We start from the raw sequence: 22488 nt of genomic DNA, 5'->3' as shown, positions 1-22488 counted from the left end.
CTCTCTCCGTATTCCTGCTTACTTCTGCACGATGTAATCGGGCGAATTGACGATCACGTACAGCGCCTCCTGCACCCGCAAGCGCTTGGCCGCGGTGGTATTGGCCGGCATGCCGCTCAGCCGCTCGGTCAGCACTTGCTTCATCTGCTCGGTCATCTGCCCGGACAGGAACAACGCGTCGTAACGCGCGATCAACGCGGGAATGTTGTTCGCCAGCGCGATCTCCGCGCTGAGGTCGATCGCCACCTCGTCGTTGCCGATGCCTTCCGGATTGCCGATATAGGCCTCGAAGATCTTCCTCATCAGATAGCTTTCGTTGGCCGGCATCATGTAGTCGGTCGCCAATTGCAATTCCGGCGCCACCAGCCCCAGGCTCTGCGGCTCGCCGTTGGGGCTGTAGCGCGGGCTGAAGAAGTTGAACACCGACGGCGCATACATCGGCACTTGGCCTAGATAGTTGTCGACGCTCCAGAACTCTTCGGTGTGCCCACTCTTGGACTTGCCCTTGAGCGCGCGCCACAGATGGGTCAGGCGCAGGATCGGCTCGCGCACCTTGCCGAAATGCGCCGGCTGCGCGGCCGGATCGCGCGCTTCGGGATCGAGCAGGATCGCGCTGACCACCGCGCGCAAATCGCCGCGCACGCCCTGGCCGTTGTTGTCGAACGCCGCCGCTACGCGGCCGACATAGCCCGGGCTGGGATTGCTGGTCACCAGCCGCTGAATCAACTGCTTGCCGATGAACGGCCCGACGTTGGGATGGTTGAAGATATTGTCCAGCGCCGCACTCAGATCGTCGCGGCCGCTGCCGCCGGCGGCGAGCTTGCCGCCCGGCAGACTCACGCCCGGATACAGCAGCAACTGCTTGTCTTGCGCCGAGGCGTGATACGCCGCATGGTTTTCCATCGGCGCCACCCAGGCCGGCGCGTCGACCTCGTAGAAATAGCAATCGAACGAGCCTTCGGCCTGACAGCCCTTGAAGGTCCAGCCGGTGAACACGTGGGCGAAACCCCTGACGGTGTCCTGGCCATACGTCGGGATCGGATTCTGCGCTGCGTCGAGCAGCGGCGTTCCGTCCTGCTTGAGCTGGACCAGACCGACGCTGAACAGCTGCATCACTTCGCGCGCGAAGTTCTCGTCGGGACGGATGTTGTTGACCGGATCGGGCTTGCGGTTCTGCAGCATCGACAGATAGATGCCCATCACCGGATGCAGCGTCACGTCCTCGAGCAAGGTGCGGTAGTTGCCGAACGCATCGCGGGCCAAGGTGTCGTAGTAGTGGCTCATCCCGTACGACGCGTGGTAGAGCGGATCGGAGGTCGCATCCGACACCACCATGATCTGGCTGAGCGCGAACGCCACCCGCTGGCGCAGTTGGTCACGGTGCACGATCAGGGTCGGCTTGATCGGGTCTTTGCCGCCTACGGCGTTGACGAACCATGCATCCAGGCGCCAATCGCGGCTGAAGTCGTCGGGCCTGCGTACGCGGGCGTTCTTGAGGAACGTCAGTTGCGAAGACACTGGGAACCCGATCTGCTCGTTGATCCAGGCGGTGTAACCGATCTGCTTGAGACGGTCGATGTCTTCGCGGGTCGGCCCGAACGTGGCTTGGGCGAGGAAGCGCGCGGCTTCGCCGTCGGTGGCGGGAATGTCGGCGAACCGCGCCGCGGGTGCGGCGCCGATCGCGCCGCGATCGGCCCGCAGCAGCAGCGGATCCGGGGCGCCGGGATACGGCCCGCCGTAGTCGGGCGTCGGCGAGACGCCGCGCAGGGCGATCAAGATTCCCAACGCTAGCAACAGGCGCGACGATGCGCCCATCCGCGCTGCGCGCAGAAGTGTCGATTTCATTGCAGGCCCCCGAGGCTGGCTATTCGGGAGCGATGCTAGGGTCGGCGCAGGCGATAAAGTTTGATTGACAGCCCGTTTTCAATTGGAATCGCGGCGAAATCCGGATTGACAATCACGAAATTACGAGTCCGCTACAATCGTTATCTGCATTGCGTGATCGCGGCGCGGAGCCGCACGCGGACGGCAGTGCAACCAAGCCCTCAGCGCGCACTCGCAGCGGCAACGGGAAACCGTCACGGCGCGGACCGCTCGGCGCGCCATACCGGCTTGCCGTCGACATGGGTCGCCAGCACCGTCAGCGTACGCAACTCACGCGGATCGATCGCGAGCGGATCCTGCTTGAGCACGACGAAATCGGCGCGCTTGCCGACCGCGAGGCTGCCGACTTCGGCTTCGGCGAAGCCGGCATAGGCGGCATCGAGGGTGAAGCCGCGCAAGGCCTCGAACGCGGTCAGTTTTTCTTGCGGGTGCCAGCCGCCGAGCGGCAGGCCGGCGCCATCGCTGCGGGTGGTCGCGGCGTACAGGCCCAGGCGAGGATCGACCGCTTCGACCGGAAAATCGGAGCCCAGGGCCAGACGCGCGCCGCTGTCGCGCAACTGCCGCCAGGCATAAGCGCCGGCGATGCGCTGCGGACCGATGCGGTCTTCGGCCCAGGGCATGTCGCTGGTGGCGTGGGTCGGCTGCATCGCCGCGATCACCTGCAGCACGGCCAAGCGCGGCAGGTCCTGCGGCGCGAGAATCTGCGCATGCTCGATACGCCAGCGGTGGTCGCTGCCCTGGGCGTCGCGGCCCAAGGCCTGCTCATACAAGTCCAGCACCTGGCGATTGCCGCGGTCGCCGATGCCATGGGTCGCGACCTGCACGCCGCAGCGCTTGGCCTTCGCCATCGCCTTCGCCATCGCCGGCGGCGTCATCCGCAACAGACCGCGGTTGCCGGCATCGTCGCTGTAATCCTCGAGCATCGCCGCGCCGCGGCTGCCGAGCGCGCCGTCGGCATAGAGCTTGACCCCGCGCATGCGCAGGCGGCCGCCCGGATGCCGGTACAGCCCATCGCTGCACAGATGTTCGAGGGCGTCGCCGTCGCCGGCAGCGAAGGCGGTGATGCGCAGCGGCAACGCGCCGCGTTCGGCCAGGCTCTGGTAGCCGCGCAGTTGTTCGAGATTGACGCCGGCGTCGTGGACGCCGGTCAGGCCATGGGACACCGCCTCCTGCATCGCCAGGACCAGGGCGCGCTCGGCCGTGGCCGCGTCGAACGGCGGCCGCGACGACTCGACCAAGGCCATCGCATCGTCGATGAAGATGCCGTTCGGCCGGCCCTGCGCGTCGCGCAGGATCTTGCCGCCGTCGGGTTGCCAGTCGCCGGACAGATCGCGCGCGATCGCCCGCATCGCCGCGCTGTTGCCCCAGCCGGCATGGCCGTCGATGCGCTGCAACCAGACCGGGCGATCGGGAAACTCGGCATCGAGATCGGCCGCGCTCGGGAAATGCGCATCCGGCCAGTCGTTTTGGTCCCAGCCGGCGCCGATCAGCCATTGCCCGGGCGTCAATCGCTTGGCGTGATCGCGCAGGCGTTGCAGCACCTCCTGCTTGCTGCGGGTGCCGACCAAGTCGGCGCCGAGCTTGTTCAAGCCGAGCTCGAGCATGTGGGCGTGCGAGTCGATCAGCCCCGGAATCACCGTCGCCTCGCCGGCGTCGACCCGTTGCGCCCGCGGATACCGTCGCAGCAACTCGGCGCGGCCGCCGACGGCGAGGATCTTGCCCTGCCCGTCGTAGGCCATCGCCTCGGCGCGCGGCTGCGTAGGATCTAGCGTATGAATGCGCGCTGCGGTGAGGACGCTGACCTCGGCTGCGGCCGCCGGCAGCGCTAGGACCGCGCATAGGCTCGGAATCAAATATCGCAGAAGGCGCATCGCAACCCCCGATTCGGACCGAAGCGGCGAATGTGCGAGAAACCGGGCACCTGGCGCAAGGGCCTGAGCCCAAGTCACGGTTTAGCGGACGGTCCCTGGGCCAACGGCCCCCCTAGCGCCGGCCGCCGTATGGCCTTGCCGTTGCCGTTGCCGTTGCCGTTGCCGTGAAAGCTTGGCGCAGTAGCTACCTCGCGAGACAGATGGAGACCCGGAGGGCGGCGCACAGGACGTGCGCCGTTTTTCGATAAGACAGGGACGTCTTATCGAAAAATCCCGGCGCAAGCTGCGTACTCGCAGGGGAGCTTCGTCAAGGAAAGCCCTTTTCTTTGGTTACCTTTCTTTTGGGCCAGCAAAAGAAAGTAACCCGGCCGCTTTAGCGGACGGAAGCTTTGCTTTTGCTCGAAGAAGGAAGCATCGTGAACTCTTCCACTGTAGGAGGGGCGTAAGCCGCGACCGCAACGCATCAATCTCGCGCCGATGGCGGCCGCAGCCCGTCAGGGTAGGAGCGGCGCAAGCCGCGACCGCGCTGCGATGCTCTTGCGGCGCACTCATCAATCAGGATCAAGATCTAGATCAAACGCTAAGAGCTTCCGCCACTAAAGCGGCGGGTTACTTTCTTTTGTCATAAGCAACAAAAGAAAGGTAACCAAAGAAAAATGCTTTTCTTTGAATCACAGGCCCGCACGAGCGGTGCCTCCGCAGGGATTTTTCATACGGGACATCCCTGTCCCGATGAAAAACGGCGCGCATCCCTGCGCGCCGCCCTTCGGGTCTTCCATTGCCATCGCTAGTGCTAGGCGACGCACAGCAACAGCAACAGCAACAGCAACAGCAACAGCAATCCTGCAGCTATCAGAGTACAAGGGGTAGGAGCGGCGCAAGCCGCGACCACGCAGCCACGACCACCCAGCGCCGGCAGCCAGATTCGCAGTCGCAGCTTATGACCGAAGGAAATCCAGTAGGACGCCGCTCCTATCCTGCGACAGCTCAAGGCTTCTTACAGTGACGACAGCTATGCGACCTCTGCGCGTCCCTTGGTCGCGGCTCACGCCGCTCCTACAGAGGTCGAGCCGCCGCCACGGGAATGAGACGACACGATCGCGGCTCTGCGGCCGGTTCGGCTGGACTGGATTGGGCAGCACGAAGGCATCCAAGCCAACGTGTACCCCCTCAGTCGAGCCGCTTGCTAAATCTCGCCACCGCCGCCGTCATCATCACCACGATGAAGACCGACAGATACAACACGTCCTGCCACAGCTCCCACAGACTCGCGCCCCGCAGCATCACCCCACGGATCAGGCGCAGGAAATGCGTCATCGGCAGCACCTCGGCCAACCATTGCGCGACCTTCGGCATGCCCGCGTACGGAAACATGAAGCCCGACAGCAGGATCGACGGCAGCAGGATGAACACGGTCATCTGCATGGCCTGGAACTGCGAACCGGCCTTGGTCGAGATCATCAGGCCCAGGGTCAGGTTGGCCAGAATCAACAGGATCGCGGCGAGATAGACGTCCAGCGCGCTGCCCTTGATCGGCACGTCGAACAGCCACAGGCCCAGCAGGATCACCACCGTGGTCTGGACCAGGCCGATCACCGCGTATGGCAGGACCTTGCCGATCATCAGCTCGGTGCGGCTGACCGGCGTGGTGATCAACAGTTCCATGTTGCCGCGCTCGCGTTCGCGCACGATCGCCACCGAGGTGAACATCACCATGGTCATGGTCAGGATCACCCCGATCAGGCCGGGCACGATGTTCACCGGCGAGCGCCGCTCCGGGTTGTAGAACGCGACCACGCTGATCGGCGCGACCTTGCGCGGCGCCGCCACCGTGCTGTCGATCGGCATCTGCGCCAGTTGCACCGCCGCGCTCTGCACCACGGTGTCGCTGCCATCGACCAGCACCTGCACCGCTTCGCGGCCGTCGATGCGGCGGCGCTCGAAATCGGCGGGAATGCTGACCCCCACGCTGACCTGGCCGCGCCGCAGCATCTCCATCAATTGCTGCGGCGTGTCGGCATCGGCGACCGGCTCGATTACACCGGTAGCGACCATGTCCATGACCAGCGCGCGCGAAGCGGCGGTCTGCGATTGGTCGGCGATGGCGGCGTTGAGCCCGCGCGGGTTCATGTTGATCGCATAACCGAACAGCACCAATTGGCCGACTGGAATCACCACGATCATCGCCAGGGTGATGCGGTCGCGACGCAGCTGGCGGATTTCCTTGAGCACGATCGCCCACAGCCGGCGCAGTTTCATGACGCGTGCTCCTCGGCCGCCGGCGCGGTTTCGCGGCCGCGCGTGGCGGCGACGAACACGTCTTCGAGATTGGCCGCGGCCTGGTCGACCTCGGCGTCGAGCCCGGCCGCGCGCAAGGCCTCGGCGAGACCGTGCTCGGCGCGGTCGGCGCGTTCCAGCAGCACCCGCAGGCTGTTGCCGATCTGAGCCACGCTGAGCACGCCGGGCACCTCCACCAGCACGCGCTGGGCCTTGCGCGGCTGCGCCGCGCGCACCTCGACCGCGCGCCCGGCGAGCGCACCGGTCAGTTCCGCCGGGGTGCCGTCGGCGACCAGCACGCCGCGGTCGAGAATCGCCAGGCGGTGGCAACGTTCGGCCTCGTCCATGTAGTGCGTGGACACCAGCAAGGTCGTGCCGGCGTCGGCCAGCTCGAACAACTTCTCCCAGAAATCGCGGCGCGACTCGGGGTCGACCGCGCTGGTCGGCTCATCTAGGAACAACAGCTCGGGTTCGTGGATCACCGCACCGGCCAGGGCCAGGCGCTGTTTCTGGCCGCCGCTCATGGTGCCGGCGAGTTGTTTCTGGCGATCGCCGAAATGGTATTGCTCGATCAACTCGTCGACACGCCGGCGCGCCGGCGCCTTGGGAATGTCCTGCACGGCGGCGAGGAACTCCAGGTTCTCGCGTACGCTGAGGTCCTCGAACAGAGAGAACTTCTGGGTCATGTAGCCGATGCGCCGGCGCAGCGCTTCGGCCTGTTGCGGGATCTTCAGGCCCAGCACTTCGATATCGCCCGCGGTCGGCGTGAGCAGGCCGCACAGCATCCGGATCGTGGTCGACTTGCCCGAGCCGTTCGGACCGAGGAAGCCATAGACGCAGGCGCGCGGCACGGTCAGGTCGACGCGGTCGACCGCGCGCAACTGGCCGAAGTGCTTGCTCATGCCGCGTGCCTTGATGACGGCGGGGTCGCCGCCGGGCGGCGTGGCCGTCATCGCAGCGGCGGGCAAGTCATCGCTCATGGCCCGAACTCGACCCGCACCGGCAACCCGGCCGGCAATTGCGCGGCCTTGGTGTCGATGACCTCGACTTCGGCCAGATAACTCAAACGGGCCGCGTCCTCGCCGGTGAGGGCGTAATACGGGGTGAAGCTCGGTTCGCTGCGGATCATCCGCACGCGGCCGTTCCATTTTTGTTCGCGGCCGTCGATGAAGACGCGTGCGCTCTGCCCCACCCGCACGTCCTGACGGATCGGTTCGGGCACGTAGATGCGCGCATACGGCCGCTCGCCGACCAGCATCACCGCCAACGGCGAACCCACCGGGGCCTGATCGCCGAGCTTGTACGGCAGGCTGTCGATGACGCCGTCGCGCGGCGCGACCACGTCGAGCTTGCCGACATTGACCGTCTGCACTTCGGCCTGCGCCTGCGCCGCGGCCAATGCGGCCTGGCCTTGGGCGATGCGTTCGCGGCGGGTGCCGTGTTCGAGTTCCAGCAAGGCGGCCTGCGCGGCGCGCACCTGCGCCTGCGCATTGCCGGCCGCGGCGCGCGCGCGATCGACGTCGGCCGCGGCGATCAGGCGCTGGCGGCCGAGCGGCTGCACGCGGGCGTAGTACGCGGCCGCATCGGCGGCCTGGGCCTGGGCGGCGGCGAGGGTGGCGCGCGCCTGGGCGATGGTTTCGCTGCGCGGGCCGGCTTCGAGCTCCGCCAGCGCATCGGCCGATTGCCGCGCCTGCGCCTGCGCCGCGCTCAACTGCGAACGGCCGCGGTCGAGTTCGAGTTGCAACACGCGCGTACCGGCCTTGACCCGCTGGCCTTCGCGCACGTCGATGCGCACGACTTTCTCTGCCGCAGGTGCCGGCAAAGACACCCGGTCCCACTCCAGGGTGCCGAGCGCCTGCGCCGGCTCTTCCTTGCAGGCCGCCAGGGCGATGCACAGCAGAGCGAGCGCGAATGGACCTGCGTGCGGCCTGAGTGCGTGCTTGATCGTATCCATCGCAGGGTTCTCGCAATCAGGGAGTGAGGCCGCGGTCGAGCAAGGCCAGCGCATGACGGCGCTGGGTGTCGAGATCGAGATCGTCGGCGTCGAACAAACGCCGCCAGATCGGTGCGCTCGCGGCCGGGAACAGGGTCAGCCCGACCAGGCTCACCATCAGCAGGCGCGGGTCCAGGTCGGCATTGATCTGCCCGCGCTGCTGCGCCTCGGCGAAACGCCGCGCCATCATCTGCGGCACCAGCGGGCCGATCTTTTGCAGCAGCAGGCTCTCGCGCAGCGCCCCGCCCTCGCACAGCACTTCGCGCACCCACAGCGACGGCAGCCACGGATGCGCGGCGATGACTTGGCCGATGCCATGGACGAAACCGGCGATCAGGTCCATCACGTCGCCGGGCTCGCGGGTCAGGTTGTCGCGCAGGCTCAGGAACACCGGCAGCAGGCGCTCGTTGCTCACCGCCTCCTGCAATTGCCCCTTGTCGCCGAAGTAGTAATGCAGCAGGGCCGGATTGACCCCGGCCTCGCTGGCGATGGCGCGCAGCGAGGTTGCGGCGATGCCCTGGCGGGCGTAGCAGACGATCGCCGCGTCGAGCAGGCGCGCGCGCAGATCGGGGTTGTCGGCGGCGGCCGGCCGGCCCGGTGCGCGCTTGTTCGCGGCAGGGCGGCCGGCAGAGCGCCGCTTGGCGGCAGGCTTGGCCGGGGCGGGCTTCGCGGCAGCTTTGGCCACGCGTTTGGCTGACGGCTTGGTGGGGGGTGCAGTTTCCATGCGCCATATTTAATTCAACAATTAATTAGTTCGCAAGTCCGAGCCGACCGACGGTCGTCGTCTGACCGCCATGGCGTCGCCTATTCAGGGGGGCGGCGCGAGCCGCGACTGACCGACGTTACGTGCTCGCAGCGAAGGCTTTGCCGCAGGGCTGGATCTTCGGCACCGCTGCGCGGGAGCAGAGCTTTTGCCGTTGCCGTTGCCGTTGCCGTTGCCGTTGCCGTGATTTTGATCTGCTTTGCTGCTTTGCCGGTCAAGTGGAGACCCGGAGGGCGCCGCACAGGACGTGCGGCGTTTTCCGATAAGACAGGGACGTCTTATCGGAAAATCCCGGCGCGGGCATCGCACTCGTGGCCTGTGCCCTTGCAAGGAGAGCCCTTTTCTTTGGTTACATTTCTTTTGGGCTTAGCAAAAGAAAGTAACCCGACCGCGTAGCGGACGGAAGCTCTGCTCTTTCTTGAAGGGTTGTGCCGGAGGCCGGCAGAGCGTGGTCGCAACTTACGTCGCTCCTACAGGGGTACTTCGCACTTGCCTGTGGCTTTAATGGAAGCAAGACCAAACGATAAAAGCTTCCGCCACTAAAGCGGCGGGTAACTTTCTTTTGTCTAAAGCAACAAAAGAAAGTAACCAAAGAAAAATGCTTTTCTTTGAATCACAAGCCCGCACGAGCGATGCCGACGCAGGGCTTTTTCATACGGGACATCCCTGTCCCGATGAAAAACGGCCTGCATCCATGCAGGCCGCCCTTCGGGTCTTCGATTGCCTTCGCGAGTGCGAAGCTGCGCACAGCAATAGCCACTGCTACGGCAACGGCAACGGCAACGGCTACGGCAACGGCTACGGCTACGGCTACGGCTACGGCAACGGCAACGGCAACGGCAACGGCGAGCTTGGCGCAATTCCGAACTCGCGATGCAAGCGCAGCCCCGCAACGCGACCCACAAGATGCGAGCCTCAACCGCCCTGCTCGCCCGCCTCCGCCTCCAACACCGCCGACGGATGACGCCGCCGCCACTCCGCCAGCGTCTGCGCGCAATGCGCCGGGATCAGCCAGGCCCTGGGATGGGTATCGCGGAAGCGCGTCAGCCTCCGCAAGGTGTCGCGGTAGGCGCTCGCGTCGTCCATCGCCACCAGCCGCGTCAGCCACGGCAAATCCAGGCCAAGATCGAGTTGCTCGCGGCGCCAGAACGCATCGGCGGCGAGGATCGCACGCTCGCCGTCATGGGTACGCAGCGCCAAGCCGATCTGGCCGCGCGCATGCCCCGGCAAGGGCAACGCGAACAGGCTGCCGTCGCCGAACAGGTCCCAACCTTCTCCGCCGAGCGTCGCCAAGTCGCCGTCGAGCCCGCGCCGGCCGCGTTCGTCGAGCAACTGCAGGCGCGCGACGAAATCCGCCGGCAGCAGTTCCTTCCAGATCTGCGCATGCAGCAGGCCGAACCAGCCCGAGCCCTCGACTTGCCGCCAGGCATCGGCATGAGCGACGAAGCGCGCCTGTGGGAACTGGCCGAGCCCGCCTATGTGATCGGGATGGAAATGACTGAGCACGACCATGCGCACTTCATCGCAAGCCAGCCCACGCCGCTGTAGCAAGGCCGCTGCGTCGGTATGCGGCGCGGAGCAAGCGTGAATGACGCGACGATAAAGCCAACGCAGGCCGAGCCGCATCGCCAGGCGCGCCTGCGGGCCATAGCCGCAGTCGAACAGGACCGCGCCCTGCACCGGGTGCTCGATCAAGGCCCAGCCGGCCGGAAAACTCATCGCCGCACCGGCGTCGAGACCGAGATGACGCGGGTCGGCGCAGCTGTGCCCGGACACGCCAAGCGTCAGCATGACCTCGCCGCTCACCGTCGCGCCTGCGCACGCGCAAGTTCGCCGAGGGTTTTCGCCAGCGCGTCGTCCATCGTCACCCTTGGCCGATAGCCCAGCTCGCTGCGGGCGCGGCCGATGTCGAGGGTCATGTCGACACTGAGCAATTCGATGCCGTAACGCAGCAGCGGCGGCTCGCGATCGGGACTGAAGCGGCGATACCAGGCTTCCACGCCGCTCGCCACGGCAAGCGCCAACGGCTTGGACATGCGCCGCGTGGGCCGCGGCAACGACAAAGCGTCGGCGAGCCGGTCGATGACGCCCCAGATCGCGACCGGTTCGCCGTTGCTGATGTTGTAGACGCGGCCGCTCAATCGCCAGGAAGCATCGATCGCCGACACGATCGCGTCGACGACGTTGTCGATGTACGTCAGATCCACTCGGCAGTCCTCATGGCCGATCCGGCGCAACCGGCCGCTGCGCAGCGCCTGCGCCAGGCGCGGCAGGATCGCAGTGTCGCCAGGGCCGAAGATCGCCCGCGGCCGCAAGGCCAGCGCGGACACGCCGCCGGCCGCGCAACGCTCGAACACCCGCCGCTCGGCGATCAGCTTGGTCGCGACGTAGTCGTTGACCGCCCGCGTCGGCAAGGGATGGTCTTCGCGGATGTCCAGATGCGGGCGGCCATCGTGATAGATGCCGGGCGTGGAGATATGCACGAGCCGCCGCACCTGGCGGGCGATGCAGGCCGCGACGACGTGATCGGTGGCGTCGATGTTGGCGGCGACGAAATCGGCGCGCCGTCCCCACGGGCTCGACAAGGCCGCCGAGTGCACGACGATGTCGGCGCCGCGCAAGGCGCGATGCACCGCGGCCTCGTCGGCGAGGTCGGTGGCGACGAACTCGATGCCCTGCGCCTGCAGCGCGCGGCCGCGCGCGGGGTCGCGACCGAGGCCGACGACCTGGGTCCAGGGGCGCGTCGCGACCAGATGGCGGGCGAGCGCGCCGCCGACGAAACCGGTCGCGCCGGTGACCACGATGCGTTGCGTCGTCATGCGTCCCTGCCCATGCGAACTGTCCACGAGCGCTGCGATCGCGCTGCGTCTGGCTTCGTCGTCATAGCTCCGTCGTCATGGCATTCGGTCGTATCGCGGCTACGAATCCATCTCAGTATGGGCCCTGGGCCCGGTTCTCCGATAGGACGGACCGGCCCGGCCGAGCCGCCGACACCGCGACGGCACGGCCCCTGGCCGAGCTACTGGCCATCCGGGCCCGGTATCGACGATCCTGCACACCGCAGCCACATGGACGGATATCCGCCCATGCCCATCCGCCGCGAGCGCAACGATGACTTCAGCGCGAGCCTCCACACCGATGACCCCGTCCGCATGACTGCCGCCTCCATCGACACGACCGCCGCGACCTCGACCGAGGTGCCCTTGCCGCGACGCATCGCCATGGTCCTGGCGACCATGACCATCGCCACCGTGTTCTACCTCGCCATCAACACCTATCCGCTGCGCGAACCGCGGCTGTTGCCGCTGACCTTCATCGACGAGTGGATCGGCTGGCAGGCCTGGACGATCTGGCCGTACTGGCTGCTGCTGTTCACCGGCCCGGCGCTGTTGCTGTCGATCCGCGAGCGCAGCCTGCTGCTCGCGACCCTGCGTGCGTACGCCATCGCGATGTCGTTCAATGCCGCGATCTGGCTGGCCTGGCCGACGCGGATGCTGCGCTCGGGCCTGCCCGAAGGGATGGACCCGTTCACCGCATTCGCCTGGCACTGCCTGTATGCGCTCGACGACGTCAACAACTGCTTCCCGTCCGGGCACATCACCATCCCGGCCGTGGTCGCAGTCGGCGCGGGCCTGCAATACCCGCGGGCACGGCCGTGGATCTGGCTGACGCTGATCGCGCTCGCACCGAGCGTGATCAGCACCGGCCAGCATTACGCCTGGGACATCGCCGGCGGCCTCGTCACCGCGACCATCGGTCTCTTGCTGGCCGGCGTACCCTTGTGGCGTCCTGGTGCGGCCCCGCTGTTGCAGCCGCAGTAACCCCGCGGCGGCTGCATCTTTCGCATTCACGAGGACACGATATGCCCGATCCCCAACCCAAGCCCGGCCTGATCTCGCGCGGCGCGGTCGGCTTCTGGTTCCTCGGCCTCGGCGTGCTCGGCCTGGTGCGCTCGCTGATGCGCGCCTACCGCAGCGGCGTGTTCGACGCCGACGCGATCACCCTGCTGTGGTTGATCGGCTCGATCCTGCTGACCCTGATGGGCGCGCTGCGCGTCTGGCGGGCCTGGCGCGAAGGCAGCCTGCCGCGCGATTGAACCGGACGGGCCGATCCGAACCGGCCGACCCGAACCGGTTGATTCGGCACGCAGATCCGGCACGGCCGAGCGAGCATCGCTGCGGCCGCACGCTGGGCCCACAGCAACGACCCCATGCGAGGCCGCCGCCGGCGAATTTCGCCGCTCGCATCGCCGGCCGCGCAAGGCCGGCGCAGCGGCGGCTGCGTTCATCCGGGCCGCCCTCGAGCCACCCCCGCGGCTTTGCGAAAACGCCCCGACAGGCGCAAGCTGTAAGGCCTCGACGCGTCATCATCACGCGAACTGCCTACGCTTCCTCTATGTCCGCACGCACCGTTTCCGAATTCACCCTCGACCCCGTCGACAGCGAACGCCTGGCGAATCTGAGCGGGCCCTTCAACGGCCATCTGCGCATGATCGAACTGCGCCTGGGCGTCGAGATCGCCAACCGCGGCAATGTGTTCCGCATCGACGGCCCGGCCGCGGCGGTCGGCCAGACCGAACGCTTGTTGCGTAATCTGTGGAAGGACTCCGCCGCGGAAACCCTCGACGAAGCCGCGATTCACCTGGCCCTGACCGAAACCGGCGCCGACCAGGTCGTAGCCGACGACATCGAACCGCAGGAAGTCGCGATCCGGGTCAAGCGCGGCACTATTCGCGGCCGCGGCGCCAATCAAGCCAAGTACCTGCACGCGATCGCCACTCACGACATCAACTTCGGCATCGGCCCGGCCGGCACCGGCAAGACCTTCCTGGCCGTCGCCAGCGCGGTCGAAGCGCTTAACGAGACACGCGTGCAGCGCCTGATCCTGGTGCGCCCGGCGGTCGAGGCCGGCGAGAAGCTCGGCTTCCTGCCCGGCGATCTCACCCAGAAGGTCGACCCCTATCTGCGCCCGCTGTACGACGCGCTGTACGAAATGCTCGGCGTGGAGAAAGTGGTCAAGCTGCTCGAACGCAACGTGATCGAGATCGCGCCGCTGGCGTACATGCGCGGCCGCACGCTCAACGATGCCTATGTGATCCTCGACGAAGCCCAGAACACCACCATCGAACAGATGAAGATGTTCCTGACCCGCATCGGCTACGGCAGCACCGCGGTGGTCACCGGCGACCTGACCCAGATCGATCTGCCCAAGCACCAGAAGTCGGGCCTGCGCGACGCGCTCGACGTGTTGCGCAACGTCAACGGCATCAGCTTCACTTTCTTCGAGGCCAAGGACGTGGTCCGTCACCCGCTGGTCGCGCGCATCGTCAGCGCCTACGACGCGCGCGACGCCAAGGACGTGGAGACCGGGCCGGGCGTTTGAGCCGGCGCGGCCCCGGCCGCGCCCACGCGATCGGAGGATCGCGCTATCGCAGGACCGCGCTTCGGCCTGCGCTATCGACCAGCCGCCGCGAAGCGCAGGTTGCAAACCACGAACCGCCGAACAGTGAATCGCCGCAATGACCAAAGGTCCGATCCGTCTCGATGTCTCGATCAACTACGGCGTGCCGCGCAAGGGCCTGCCGGCGGCGAACAGCTTCCGTAAATGGGTCGCCGCGGCGCTGGAAGGCCGCATCCGCGAGGCTGACCTGGCGATCCGGGTGGTCGACAACAAGGAAGGCCGCTCGCTCAACCGCCATTACCGCGGCCGCGACTACGCCACCAACGTGTTGAGTTTCCCGGCCGACATGCCCGAGGGCCTGCCCGAAGGCGTGCGCCTGCCGCTGCTCGGCGATCTGGTGATCTGCGCGCCGGTCGTCGCACGCGAAGCCCGCGAACAGAAGAAAGCGCTCAACGATCACTACGCCCATTTGACCGTGCACGGCACCTTGCACCTGCTGGGTTGGGACCACGAGGACGAACGCGAAGCCGAGTGCATGGAACAACTCGAACGCGAGATCCTCGCCAGCCTCGGCATTGCCGACCCGTACACCGAAGACTGACGCTGCGAACTGCACGGCGCGACGCGACGGTGCGAGTTCGGACTGAGCTTCCGCCCGTGTCGGCATAGTCCCCGGGCCGCTGTCGGCCGATTCCGACACCACGCCGGCGACACACGCATCGCCGCGAGGAAACGCCGCAAAACCGGATCGGTATCCTCCGACTCGCCCAGATGCGGGCGTGCCGCGCCCGATCGCGTCCTAGCTTCTTCACCGACGAATCCCCACTCCGGCGCGGGCGCATTTCCTATGCGCCGTCCTCGCGCCTTGACCCAGACTGCCCACATCGCAGGAAGGAGCCTGGTATGCGTCGGATGAAAGGAATCTCGTTGCTGGAAGTGGTGGCCGCCTTGGCCATCGTGTTCTTGTTGATCGGCGTGGCGATGCCGGCCTTGCTCAACGCGGTCGCGCGAGTGCGCATCGGCCACACCCGCATGGCCCTGGTCGACAGTTTCCTGGTCGCCAATCGCCTCGCGGTGGCGGCCGGCAGCGCGACCGTGATGTGCCCCGCACCGGCCCAGGGCGGTTGCAGCGGGCGCCCGGATTGGAGCCGCGGCTGGCTGGTGTTCGCCGATGTCGACGGCGACCGCAAATTCACCGCCCGCGACACCCTGATCCAACGCCGGCCGGCGCTCGGCGGCGACATCCGCCTGCACAGCACCTTGGGCCGCACGCGCATCGTGTTCCAACCCGACGGCGACATCGCCGGCACCAACCTGACCTTCACCCTGTGCTCGGCGCAGGCCGATCCGGCCGGGACGGTCGTGCTGTCCAATGCCGGCCGCTTCCACCTGGGGCAGGCGTCCACCGCCCAGGTACGCAGTTGCCGGGACGGCTGAGCGGCCACGCCGGAGCCCGCGCAAAGCCGGCTTCGGCGCCGAACGGCGGCCATCTCGCGCGCATTCGCGGCGGTCGCCGCCCCTGTTGCAGGATTGCTACAAAGCGCGACCGGCAGCCCGCTACCAGGGGCCGAACGACGCCTTGACCGCCCCATGCCGACCTTCCGGGTTAGACTTGCGGCACAGCCCTCCCCCCGAGGGCCACAGTTCAAGAGTCGAATGTCCGAGGACGACAGTAGTAGCACCCACGCGCCGGAAATCCCCGAGAAACGGCGTTCCTGGCTCGACCGCATCAGTTCCGCGCTGTCGGGCGAACCCAGCTCCCGCGAAGATCTGGTCGAGTTGCTGCGCGATGCGCAATCCGACGGCCTGATCGCCGCCGACACCCTGCACATGATGGAAGGCGCCATCGCGGTCTCCGACCTCACCGTCGGCGACGTGATGATCCCGCGCTCGCAGATGATCGCGCTGCCGGCCGAGGCGAAGTTCCTCGACCTGATGAAGATGGTGGTCGAGTCCGGCCACTCGCGCTTCCCCGTGCACGGCGAAGACAAGGACGAGATCCTCGGCATCCTGCTGGCGAAAGACTTGTTGCGCGGCGTGGTCGCCGACAACGGCCCCGGCACGATCCACGAGTTGCTGCGTCCGGCGGTGTTGATTCCCGAATCCAAACGCCTGGACGTGCTGTTGCGCGAGTTCCGCCAATCGCGCAACCACATGGCCATCGTGATCGACGAACACGGCGGCGTCGCCGGCCTGTTGACCATCGAGGACGTGCTGGAACAGATCGTCGGCGAGATCGACGACGAGCACGACGATGCCGAAGACCCGAACGCCCTGATCGCGGCCCAGGCCGACGGCCAGTACGTGGTCGATGCGCTGACCCCGATCGACGACTTCAACGAACGCTTCGGCGCCGATTTCGACGACGACGAGTACGACACCATCGGCGGTCTGGTCACCGCGGCGATCGGGCACCTGCCCGAGGCCGGCGAAGAACTCACCCTCGACCGTTTCGTGTTCCGCGTGGCCAGCGCCGATGCGCGGCGCGTGCACGCCTTCCACGTCGGCGTGCTCGGCAGCCTGTGACTGCCTGAGCGGCGCACGGCCAGTTCGTGCGCCGAACACGGGGAACAACAACGCGCCCTCGAAGAGGCGGCCTGTCCGGGCCGCCACGGGCCCCTGAGCCGCTACGCCCCCCGCACCGCACCGGCGGAATGGCCGGCCGGGGGCGTTGCAGTCATCCGGAGCCCGGCACCGATCCACAGCCGCCCGCCTGACTGCGGAGCGGCTCATCGGTTAGAGCTCCGCGCGACCCCTGTCGCCGTGGCTGTTTACAATGGCCGCCATTCGCCCCGCCGGACCCTGTCGCCTGTGACCTCCACTTTTCGATTCGTCCGGTCGTTCGCCCTCGCCAGCCTGCTCCTGCTCCACAGCATCGCCTTCGCCGCACCGACCGGCACGCTGCCGGCCGCGCCGCAGCCCGCCGACACCACCGCAACGACCACCGCCACGCCGCGCGTCGGCATGGTCACGATGCAGCCCGGCGAAGAGTTCTGGTCGCGCTTCGGCCATGACGCGCTGGTCGTCCTCGACCCGGCCAGCGGCCGGGCGATCTCGTACAACTTCGGCTACTTCGATCCGACCGAATCGGACTTCGTCCCGCGCTTCATCCGCAACGACATGCGCTATCGCCTGTTGGCCCTGCCGTTCGACGACGACATGGCGCAGTACGCACAGGAAGGCCGCGGCGTATCGGTGCAGTGGCTGAACCTTACTCCGAAGCAGGCGCGCGAGCTGGCCGAGGCGCTGCGCGTCAACGCGCTGCCCGAGAACGCCTACTACCGTTACCAATACTTCGACGACAACTGCGCCACGCGCGTGCGCGACGCCATCGACAAAGTGCTCGGCGGCGAACTGCGCCGCCAGACCGAAGGCCGCTCGCACGGCAGCAGCTTCCGCAGCGAAGCGTTGCGCTTGTCGGCGCCGGAACCGTGGATGTGGCTGGTGCTCGACGTGATGATGGGCCCGGAAACCGACAAACCGGTGCCGGTGTGGGCCGAGTCCTACGTCCCGAGCCGGCTCGCGGCGGCGCTGCGCGAGGTCAAGAACCTGCAAGGCCAGCCCCTGGTCCAGGAAGAGCGGCCGCTGCTGCCGCACAAGATCTCGCCCGAGCCCAAGGACCAGCCGCTGCCGTGGTGGCCCTGGGCCCTGGCCGGCCTGGCGATCGCCGCGGCGCTGGCCTGGATCGGCGAGCGCAGCCCGCGCGTGCTCGCGGTCGCGGCCTTGCCGCTGTGGGCGGTGCTCGGCCTGGTCGGCGCGGTCCTGCTGTACGCCTGGGTCGACACCGGCCACAACTACATCTGGGCCAACCGCAACCTGTTGCTGTTCAACCCGCTGTGCCTGCTGCTGTGGTTCGGCGGCTGGCGCGCGCTGCGCGGCCGCGAGACCGGCCCGGTGTTCGTCTGGCTGACCGGCCTGGTCGCGCTGTGCGCGCTGGCGGCCTTGTTCCTGTACTGGCTGCCGGTGTATCCGCAACGCAACGCCCACTGGATCGCGCTGTGGCTGCCGATCCAGGTCGGGCTGTGGGCCGGGTTCCGCAAGGCCGCACGCTTGCGCCTGGCATGACGGCTTGCCGCAGCCGTCGCGCGCGGGCAGGATTCGGGCCATGAGCGATCCCACCCTGCCCCAATGCGTCATCAACTGCGCGACCTACAGCCGCGACGGCACCCGCCGCGACATCGGCCTGGACGCCATCAGCGACGTGCTGGCCGTCGACGACGGCAGCTTCGTCTGGGTCGGCCTGTACGAGCCCGACGAAAGCATCCTCGACAAACTGCAGGAAGAGTTCTGCCTGCACGACCTCGCCGTCGAGGACGCGCACAACGCCCATCAGCGGCCGAAGATCGAGTCCTACGGCAACTCGCTGTTCATCGCCATCCACACCGCGCAGAAGATCGACAACCGCATCCGCTTCGGCGAGACGCACATGTTCGTCGGCCCGCGTTATCTGGTGACGGTGCGCCACGGCGCCTCGATCAGCTACAAGGGCGCCCGCGCCCGCATCGAACGCGAACCGGACCTGCTGGAACACGGCCCGGGCGCGGCGTTGTACGCGGTGTTCGACAGCGTCGTCGACAACTTCATGCCGATCGTCGAAGGCTTTACCCAGGAGCTCAACGAGCTCGAGAAGGACATCTTCGCCGAGGATTTCCGCAAAGAGACCGTGCAGGAGCTGTACGACCTCAAGCGCGAACTGACCCGCCTGCGCATGGCGGTGTCGCCCTTGCAGGATATCCTGGGCCAGCTCGCGCGTTCGCGCGGCGGCCTGATCGACGAAGAGATCCAATTGTATTTCCGCGACGTGCTCGACCACGCCGTGCGCATCAACGAGACCACCGACACCTTGCGCGAAATGTTGACTGCCGCGGTCAGCGTCAACCTGTCGCTGGTGACCGTGCGCCAGGGCGAAGTGGTCAAGCGCCTCGGCGCCTGGGCCGCCCTGCTCGCCGCCCCGACCCTGATCGCGAGCTGGTACGGCATGAACTTCGTGCACATGCCCGAGCTGCCCGGGCAATGGAGCTATGCGGTATTGATCGGCGCGGTGATCGCGATCTGCCTGGTGCTGTACATCGGCTTCAAGCGGGCGAAGTGGTTGTAGGGGCGTCAAGAGCAAATCCCCCCCTGCCCCCCTTTTTCAAAGGGGGGCACAGCAAAAGCGGCAGCGATATCCACTCAGCAGCGACACCGGCGTCGACACCGGCGTCGGCGCCGACACCGGCACCAACACCGACACCGACACCGACAAGGTCGATGCTGCCTTGACCAGATCACCGCGTCGGCCATCGACAACTCGCCCCCTTTGACAAAGGGGGCCGGCGCCTGCGGCGCTCCGAGCTCCGACCGGACCGGCGGCGTCGGGGATTTTCGCCACCCCAGCACCACCGTCGCGCCAAAATCGCAGCAGCGCTATTGGCAGCGTGATAGCGACGGCAATCGCAGCATCGGCATCGACTCAACAGCGACAGCGACACCGACACCGACACCGACAGCCACGATGCTGCCTTGACCAGATCACCGCGTCGGCCATCGACAACTCGCCCCCTTTGACAAAGGGGGCTGGCGCCTGCGGCGCTCCGAGCTCCGACCGGACCGGCGGCGCCGGGGGATTTGCTCTACCGCACCACCACCGCACCGAGATCGCTCGCCGCGCAGCCACTTCCCCAAACGCCGGAATCCGCATTCCCAGCCGCCCGAACCGCGACCCTAAGACCAAAGTATCAGCCGCTATTGCGGCACTGCGCATTGACCCGCGCCGACCCAGGGGCGACGCTGCCTGAGTTCAATCTGGGAGGGTCGTCATGAAAGGTGGTCTCGGCAAACTGGGCTGGGCGGCCCTCGCAGTCCTCGGGGCGTTCTGCCTCGGCACCATCGCGCTGCGGCGCGGCGAACACATCAATGCCTTGTGGATCGTGGTCGCGGCGGTATCGATCTATCTGGTCGCCTACCGGTACTACTCCCTGTTCATCGCCGAGAAGGTGATGCGGCTCGACCCGACCCGGGCCACGCCCGCGATCATCAACAACGACGGGCTCGACTACGTCCCGACCAACAAGCACGTGTTGTTCGGCCACCATTTCGCCGCCATCGCCGGCGCCGGTCCGCTGGTCGGCCCGGTACTCGCCGCGCAGATGGGCTACCTGCCCGGGTTGCTGTGGCTGATCGTCGGCGTCGTGCTGGCCGGCGCGGTGCAGGACTTCATGGTCCTGTTCGTGTCCAGCCGCCGCAACGGCCGCTCGCTCGGCGACCTGGTGCGCGAGGAGATGGGCCGCATCCCCGGCACCATCGCCCTGTTCGGCGCCTTCCTGATCATGATCATCATCCTCGCGGTGCTGGCGATGATCGTGGTCAAGGCGCTCGCGGAAAGCCCCTGGGGCATGTTCACGGTCATGGCGACGCTGCCCATCGCAGTGATGATGGGCGTGTACATGCGCTACATCCGCCCGGGCAAGATCGGCGAAATCTCGGTGGTCGGCCTGATTCTGCTGCTCGCGGCGATCTGGTACGGCGGCAAGGTCGCCGCCGATCCGGTGTGGGGCCCGGCCTTCACCTTCACCGGCACCCAGATCACCTGGATGCTGATCGGCTACGGCTTCGTCGCCGCGGTGTTGCCGGTGTGGTTGGTGCTGGCGCCGCGCGACTACCTCTCCACCTTCCTCAAGATCGGCACCATCATCGCGCTGGCGATCGGCATCGTCATCGTGATGCCCGACCTGCGCATGCCGGCGCTGACACAGTTCACCGACGGCACCGGCCCGGTCTGGAAAGGCGGCCTGTTCCCGTTCCTGTTCATCACCATCGCCTGCGGCGCGGTGTCGGGCTTCCATGCGCTGATCTCCTCGGGCACCACGCCCAAGCTGCTCGCCAATGAATCGCATATGCGCTACATCGGCTACGGCGGCATGCTGATGGAATCCTTCGTCGCGATCATGGCCCTGGTCGCGGCTTCGGTGATCGAACCGGGCGTGTACTTCGCCATGAACAGCCCCGCGGCCCTGGTCGGCAGCGACGTGCACGCGGTGTCGGCGACGATCTCGAGCTGGGGCTTCTCGGTCACCCCGGAGATGCTGCAGACCACCGCCAAGGACATCGGCGAGAACACGATCCTCGCCCGCGCCGGCGGCGCGCCCACACTCGCGGTCGGCATCGCCCAGATCCTCCACAACGTGTTGCCGGGCGAGAACACGATGGCGTTCTGGTATCACTTCGCGATCCTGTTCGAGGCCTTGTTTATCCTCACCGCGGTCGATGCCGGCACCCGCGCCGGACGCTTCATGCTGCAGGATCTGCTCGGCAGCTTCGTACCGGCGTTGCGCCGCACCGAAGCCTGGGGCCCGAACCTGCTCGCGACCGGCGGCTGCGTCGCCTTGTGGGGGTATTTCCTCTATCAGGGCGTGGTCGATCCGCTCGGCGGCATCAACACCTTGTGGCCGCTGTTCGGCATCGCCAACCAGATGCTCGCCGGCATCGCGCTGATGCTGTGCACGGTGGTCCTGTTCAAGATGAAGCGCGATCGCTATGCCTGGGTGACGATCGTGCCGACGGTCTGGCTGCTGATCTGCACCAGTGCGGCCGGCCTGATCAAGATCTTCGACGACAACCCCGCGGTCGGTTTCCTCGCCCAGGCGCACAAGTACCAGGCCGCGATCGCCAAGGGCGAAGTGGTCGCTCCGGCGAAGAGCATCGAGCAGATGCAGCAGATCATGCTCAACAGCTACGTCAACACGGTGTTGACCGGCTTGTTCCTGTTCGTGGTGTTCAGCGTACTGGTGTATTCGGTACGCGCGATCGCCAAGGCGCGCGCGAACCCCGAGCGCAGCGACCGCGAATCCCCGTACCTGGCCTTGAAGCCGCACGAAATGGCGAACGTGTGATGGGCACCGCGCTCGTTCCCGCCAGCCAGTACCAGCTCTACAAGCGCACCTGGCATCGCCTGGTGCAGACCGCGCGGCTGTGCTGCGGGGTGCCGGACTACGACAACTATGTCCGCCACCTGATGGAGAAGCATCCCGAGCGGCCGATCCCGGACTACGCGACCTTCTTCCGCGAGCGCCAGCAGGCGCGTTACGGGGGTGGGCGGTTCGGGTGTTGTTGATGGGGTTCCGCTAGACGAAAGGCCGCCTTCGGGCGGCCTTTTCTTTGGGGGGCACTGCATGGCAGCTGGCGCTTCGCAGGCAGAGCAGGCGCCTCGTCACAGGGACTTTCTGCGATCGCAAACTGCAACCCCTTATCTGGCCGGTACAGATCTTTCGCTGTCTCCGCCTGTATTCATGGGCTTTGGCTGCGGCTGCGGCTGCGGCTCT

Annotated in this window: 19 protein-coding genes; 11 read left to right on the top strand and 8 right to left on the bottom strand. The window is 66.9% G+C overall.

From position 1 onward, the window contains the following. Positions 1-18 precede the first annotated feature (18 nt). The 6 genes from ACKN61_RS07730 to ACKN61_RS07705 form a co-directional block, all read right to left on the bottom strand. Positions 19-1845, bottom strand: coding sequence for a DUF1800 family protein (locus tag ACKN61_RS07730; RefSeq protein ID WP_408952992.1), 1827 nt, complete (start codon positions 1843-1845; stop codon positions 19-21). A gap of 233 nt (positions 1846-2078) precedes the next feature. Beyond that, entirely contained in the window at positions 2079-3623 is a 1545-nt protein-coding gene (locus ACKN61_RS07725; RefSeq protein WP_408952991.1) for an amidohydrolase, read from the bottom strand. Positions 3624-4925: 1302 nt separating this feature from the next. Beyond that, entirely contained in the window at positions 4926-6014 is a 1089-nt protein-coding gene (locus ACKN61_RS07720) for an ABC transporter permease (protein ID WP_408952990.1), read from the bottom strand. Continuing rightward, on the bottom strand, positions 6011-6934 hold the full coding sequence (locus tag ACKN61_RS07715; protein WP_408953776.1) for an ABC transporter ATP-binding protein: 924 nt from the start codon (positions 6932-6934) through the stop codon (positions 6011-6013). Before ACKN61_RS07715 ends, ACKN61_RS07720 begins: the two co-directional genes overlap by 4 nt. 74 nt (positions 6935-7008) lie before the next feature. After that, entirely contained in the window at positions 7009-7986 is a 978-nt protein-coding gene (locus ACKN61_RS07710) for an HlyD family secretion protein (protein ID WP_408952989.1), read from the bottom strand. A 16-nt stretch (positions 7987-8002) separates the two neighbouring features. Further along, positions 8003-8749, bottom strand: coding sequence for a TetR/AcrR family transcriptional regulator (locus ACKN61_RS07705; RefSeq protein WP_408952988.1), 747 nt, complete (start codon positions 8747-8749; stop codon positions 8003-8005). A 637-nt stretch (positions 8750-9386) separates the two neighbouring features. Here ACKN61_RS07705 and ACKN61_RS07700 point away from each other — a divergent pair. Continuing rightward, positions 9387-9752, top strand: a complete 366-nt coding sequence (locus ACKN61_RS07700) for a hypothetical protein (protein ID WP_408952987.1) — start codon at positions 9387-9389, stop codon at positions 9750-9752. On the opposite strand, the gene ACKN61_RS07695 is transcribed toward ACKN61_RS07700, so the two are convergent. Together ACKN61_RS07695 and ACKN61_RS07690 are read right to left on the bottom strand one after the other, a co-directional pair. Next, a complete protein-coding gene (locus ACKN61_RS07695; protein WP_408952986.1) occupies positions 9704-10594 on the bottom strand; it encodes an MBL fold metallo-hydrolase in 891 nt (296 codons plus the stop codon). The two genes, ACKN61_RS07700 and ACKN61_RS07695, sit on opposite strands and share 49 nt — an antisense overlap. Further along, positions 10591-11607: an NAD-dependent epimerase/dehydratase family protein gene (locus ACKN61_RS07690; RefSeq protein ID WP_408952985.1), complete on the bottom strand. Its 1017-nt coding sequence runs from the start codon at positions 11605-11607 to the stop codon at positions 10591-10593. Before ACKN61_RS07690 ends, ACKN61_RS07695 begins: the two co-directional genes overlap by 4 nt. Before the next feature lie 333 nt (positions 11608-11940). On the opposite strand from ACKN61_RS07690, the gene ACKN61_RS07685 reads away from it, so the two are divergent. The 10 genes from ACKN61_RS07685 to ACKN61_RS07640 all read left to right on the top strand — a co-directional run bounded on the left by ACKN61_RS07685 (position 11941) and on the right by ACKN61_RS07640 (position 22280). Next, on the top strand, positions 11941-12609 hold the full coding sequence (locus ACKN61_RS07685; protein WP_408952984.1) for a phosphatase PAP2 family protein: 669 nt from the start codon (positions 11941-11943) through the stop codon (positions 12607-12609). 41 nt (positions 12610-12650) lie between these two features. Continuing rightward, positions 12651-12884 (top strand): hypothetical protein, encoded by a 234-nt coding sequence (locus tag ACKN61_RS07680; protein ID WP_408952983.1) that lies wholly within the window; start codon positions 12651-12653, stop codon positions 12882-12884. 299 nt (positions 12885-13183) lie between these two features. Beyond that, positions 13184-14170 carry a PhoH family protein gene (locus tag ACKN61_RS07675; protein ID WP_031374018.1) on the top strand — a complete coding sequence of 329 codons (987 nt, stop codon included), beginning with the start codon at positions 13184-13186 and terminating at the stop codon, positions 14168-14170. A gap of 136 nt (positions 14171-14306) precedes the next feature. Then, a complete protein-coding gene (gene ybeY, locus ACKN61_RS07670) occupies positions 14307-14789 on the top strand; it encodes an rRNA maturation RNase YbeY (RefSeq protein WP_408952982.1) in 483 nt (160 codons plus the stop codon). 302 nt (positions 14790-15091) lie between these two features. Further along, positions 15092-15625, top strand: a complete 534-nt coding sequence (locus ACKN61_RS07665) for a GspH/FimT family pseudopilin (RefSeq protein ID WP_408952981.1) — start codon at positions 15092-15094, stop codon at positions 15623-15625. 219 nt (positions 15626-15844) lie between these two features. Beyond that, on the top strand, positions 15845-16714 hold the full coding sequence (locus ACKN61_RS07660; protein ID WP_031374015.1) for an HlyC/CorC family transporter: 870 nt from the start codon (positions 15845-15847) through the stop codon (positions 16712-16714). Positions 16715-16999: 285 nt separating this feature from the next. After that, positions 17000-18253 (top strand): DUF4105 domain-containing protein, encoded by a 1254-nt coding sequence (locus tag ACKN61_RS07655; protein ID WP_408952980.1) that lies wholly within the window; start codon positions 17000-17002, stop codon positions 18251-18253. Between the two features lie 40 nt (positions 18254-18293). Further along, entirely contained in the window at positions 18294-19286 is a 993-nt protein-coding gene (gene corA, locus ACKN61_RS07650; RefSeq protein WP_408952979.1) for a magnesium/cobalt transporter CorA, read from the top strand. Positions 19287-19986: 700 nt separating this feature from the next. After that, the gene (locus ACKN61_RS07645; protein WP_408952978.1) at positions 19987-22059 is read left to right on the top strand and encodes a carbon starvation CstA family protein; all 2073 of its coding nucleotides are present in this window, start codon (positions 19987-19989) and stop codon (positions 22057-22059) included. Then, positions 22059-22280 (top strand): YbdD/YjiX family protein, encoded by a 222-nt coding sequence (locus ACKN61_RS07640; RefSeq protein ID WP_031374011.1) that lies wholly within the window; start codon positions 22059-22061, stop codon positions 22278-22280. The genes ACKN61_RS07645 and ACKN61_RS07640 overlap by 1 nt, the downstream gene beginning before the upstream one ends. Positions 22281-22488: the final 208 nt, after the last annotated feature.

The sequence above is a fragment of the Lysobacter sp. Hz25 genome (genome assembly GCF_046097045.1).
Lineage (GTDB): Bacteria > Pseudomonadota > Gammaproteobacteria > Xanthomonadales > Xanthomonadaceae > Lysobacter > Lysobacter antibioticus_B.
This window is presented reverse-complemented; position numbering and strand designations above follow the sequence as displayed.

What these genes read in the sequence shown, in the direction of transcription:
- ACKN61_RS07730 (WP_408952992.1), bottom strand. Translation starts at nt 1,845, where the DNA reads ATGAAATCGACACTTCTGCGCGCAGCGCGGATGGGCGCATCGTCGCGC.
- ACKN61_RS07725 (WP_408952991.1), bottom strand. Translation starts at nt 3,623, where the DNA reads ATGGCCTACGACGGGCAGGGCAAGATCCTCGCCGTCGGCGGCCGCGCC.
- ACKN61_RS07720 (WP_408952990.1), bottom strand. Translation starts at nt 6,014, where the DNA reads ATGAAACTGCGCCGGCTGTGGGCGATCGTGCTCAAGGAAATCCGCCAG.
- ACKN61_RS07715 (WP_408953776.1), bottom strand. Translation starts at nt 6,934, where the DNA reads ATGAGCAAGCACTTCGGCCAGTTGCGCGCGGTCGACCGCGTCGACCTG.
- ACKN61_RS07710 (WP_408952989.1), bottom strand. Translation starts at nt 7,986, where the DNA reads ATGGATACGATCAAGCACGCACTCAGGCCGCACGCAGGTCCATTCGCG.
- ACKN61_RS07705 (WP_408952988.1), bottom strand. Translation starts at nt 8,749, where the DNA reads ATGGAAACTGCACCCCCCACCAAGCCGTCAGCCAAACGCGTGGCCAAA.
- ACKN61_RS07700 (WP_408952987.1), top strand. Translation starts at nt 9,387, where the DNA reads ATGCTTTTCTTTGAATCACAAGCCCGCACGAGCGATGCCGACGCAGGG.
- ACKN61_RS07690 (WP_408952985.1), bottom strand. Translation starts at nt 11,607, where the DNA reads ATGACGACGCAACGCATCGTGGTCACCGGCGCGACCGGTTTCGTCGGC.
- ACKN61_RS07685 (WP_408952984.1), top strand. Translation starts at nt 11,941, where the DNA reads ATGACTGCCGCCTCCATCGACACGACCGCCGCGACCTCGACCGAGGTG.
- ACKN61_RS07680 (WP_408952983.1), top strand. Translation starts at nt 12,651, where the DNA reads ATGCCCGATCCCCAACCCAAGCCCGGCCTGATCTCGCGCGGCGCGGTC.
- ACKN61_RS07675 (WP_031374018.1), top strand. Translation starts at nt 13,184, where the DNA reads ATGTCCGCACGCACCGTTTCCGAATTCACCCTCGACCCCGTCGACAGC.
- ybeY (WP_408952982.1), top strand. Translation starts at nt 14,307, where the DNA reads ATGACCAAAGGTCCGATCCGTCTCGATGTCTCGATCAACTACGGCGTG.
- ACKN61_RS07665 (WP_408952981.1), top strand. Translation starts at nt 15,092, where the DNA reads ATGCGTCGGATGAAAGGAATCTCGTTGCTGGAAGTGGTGGCCGCCTTG.
- ACKN61_RS07660 (WP_031374015.1), top strand. Translation starts at nt 15,845, where the DNA reads ATGTCCGAGGACGACAGTAGTAGCACCCACGCGCCGGAAATCCCCGAG.
- corA (WP_408952979.1), top strand. Translation starts at nt 18,294, where the DNA reads ATGAGCGATCCCACCCTGCCCCAATGCGTCATCAACTGCGCGACCTAC.
- ACKN61_RS07645 (WP_408952978.1), top strand. Translation starts at nt 19,987, where the DNA reads ATGAAAGGTGGTCTCGGCAAACTGGGCTGGGCGGCCCTCGCAGTCCTC.
- ACKN61_RS07640 (WP_031374011.1), top strand. Translation starts at nt 22,059, where the DNA reads ATGGGCACCGCGCTCGTTCCCGCCAGCCAGTACCAGCTCTACAAGCGC.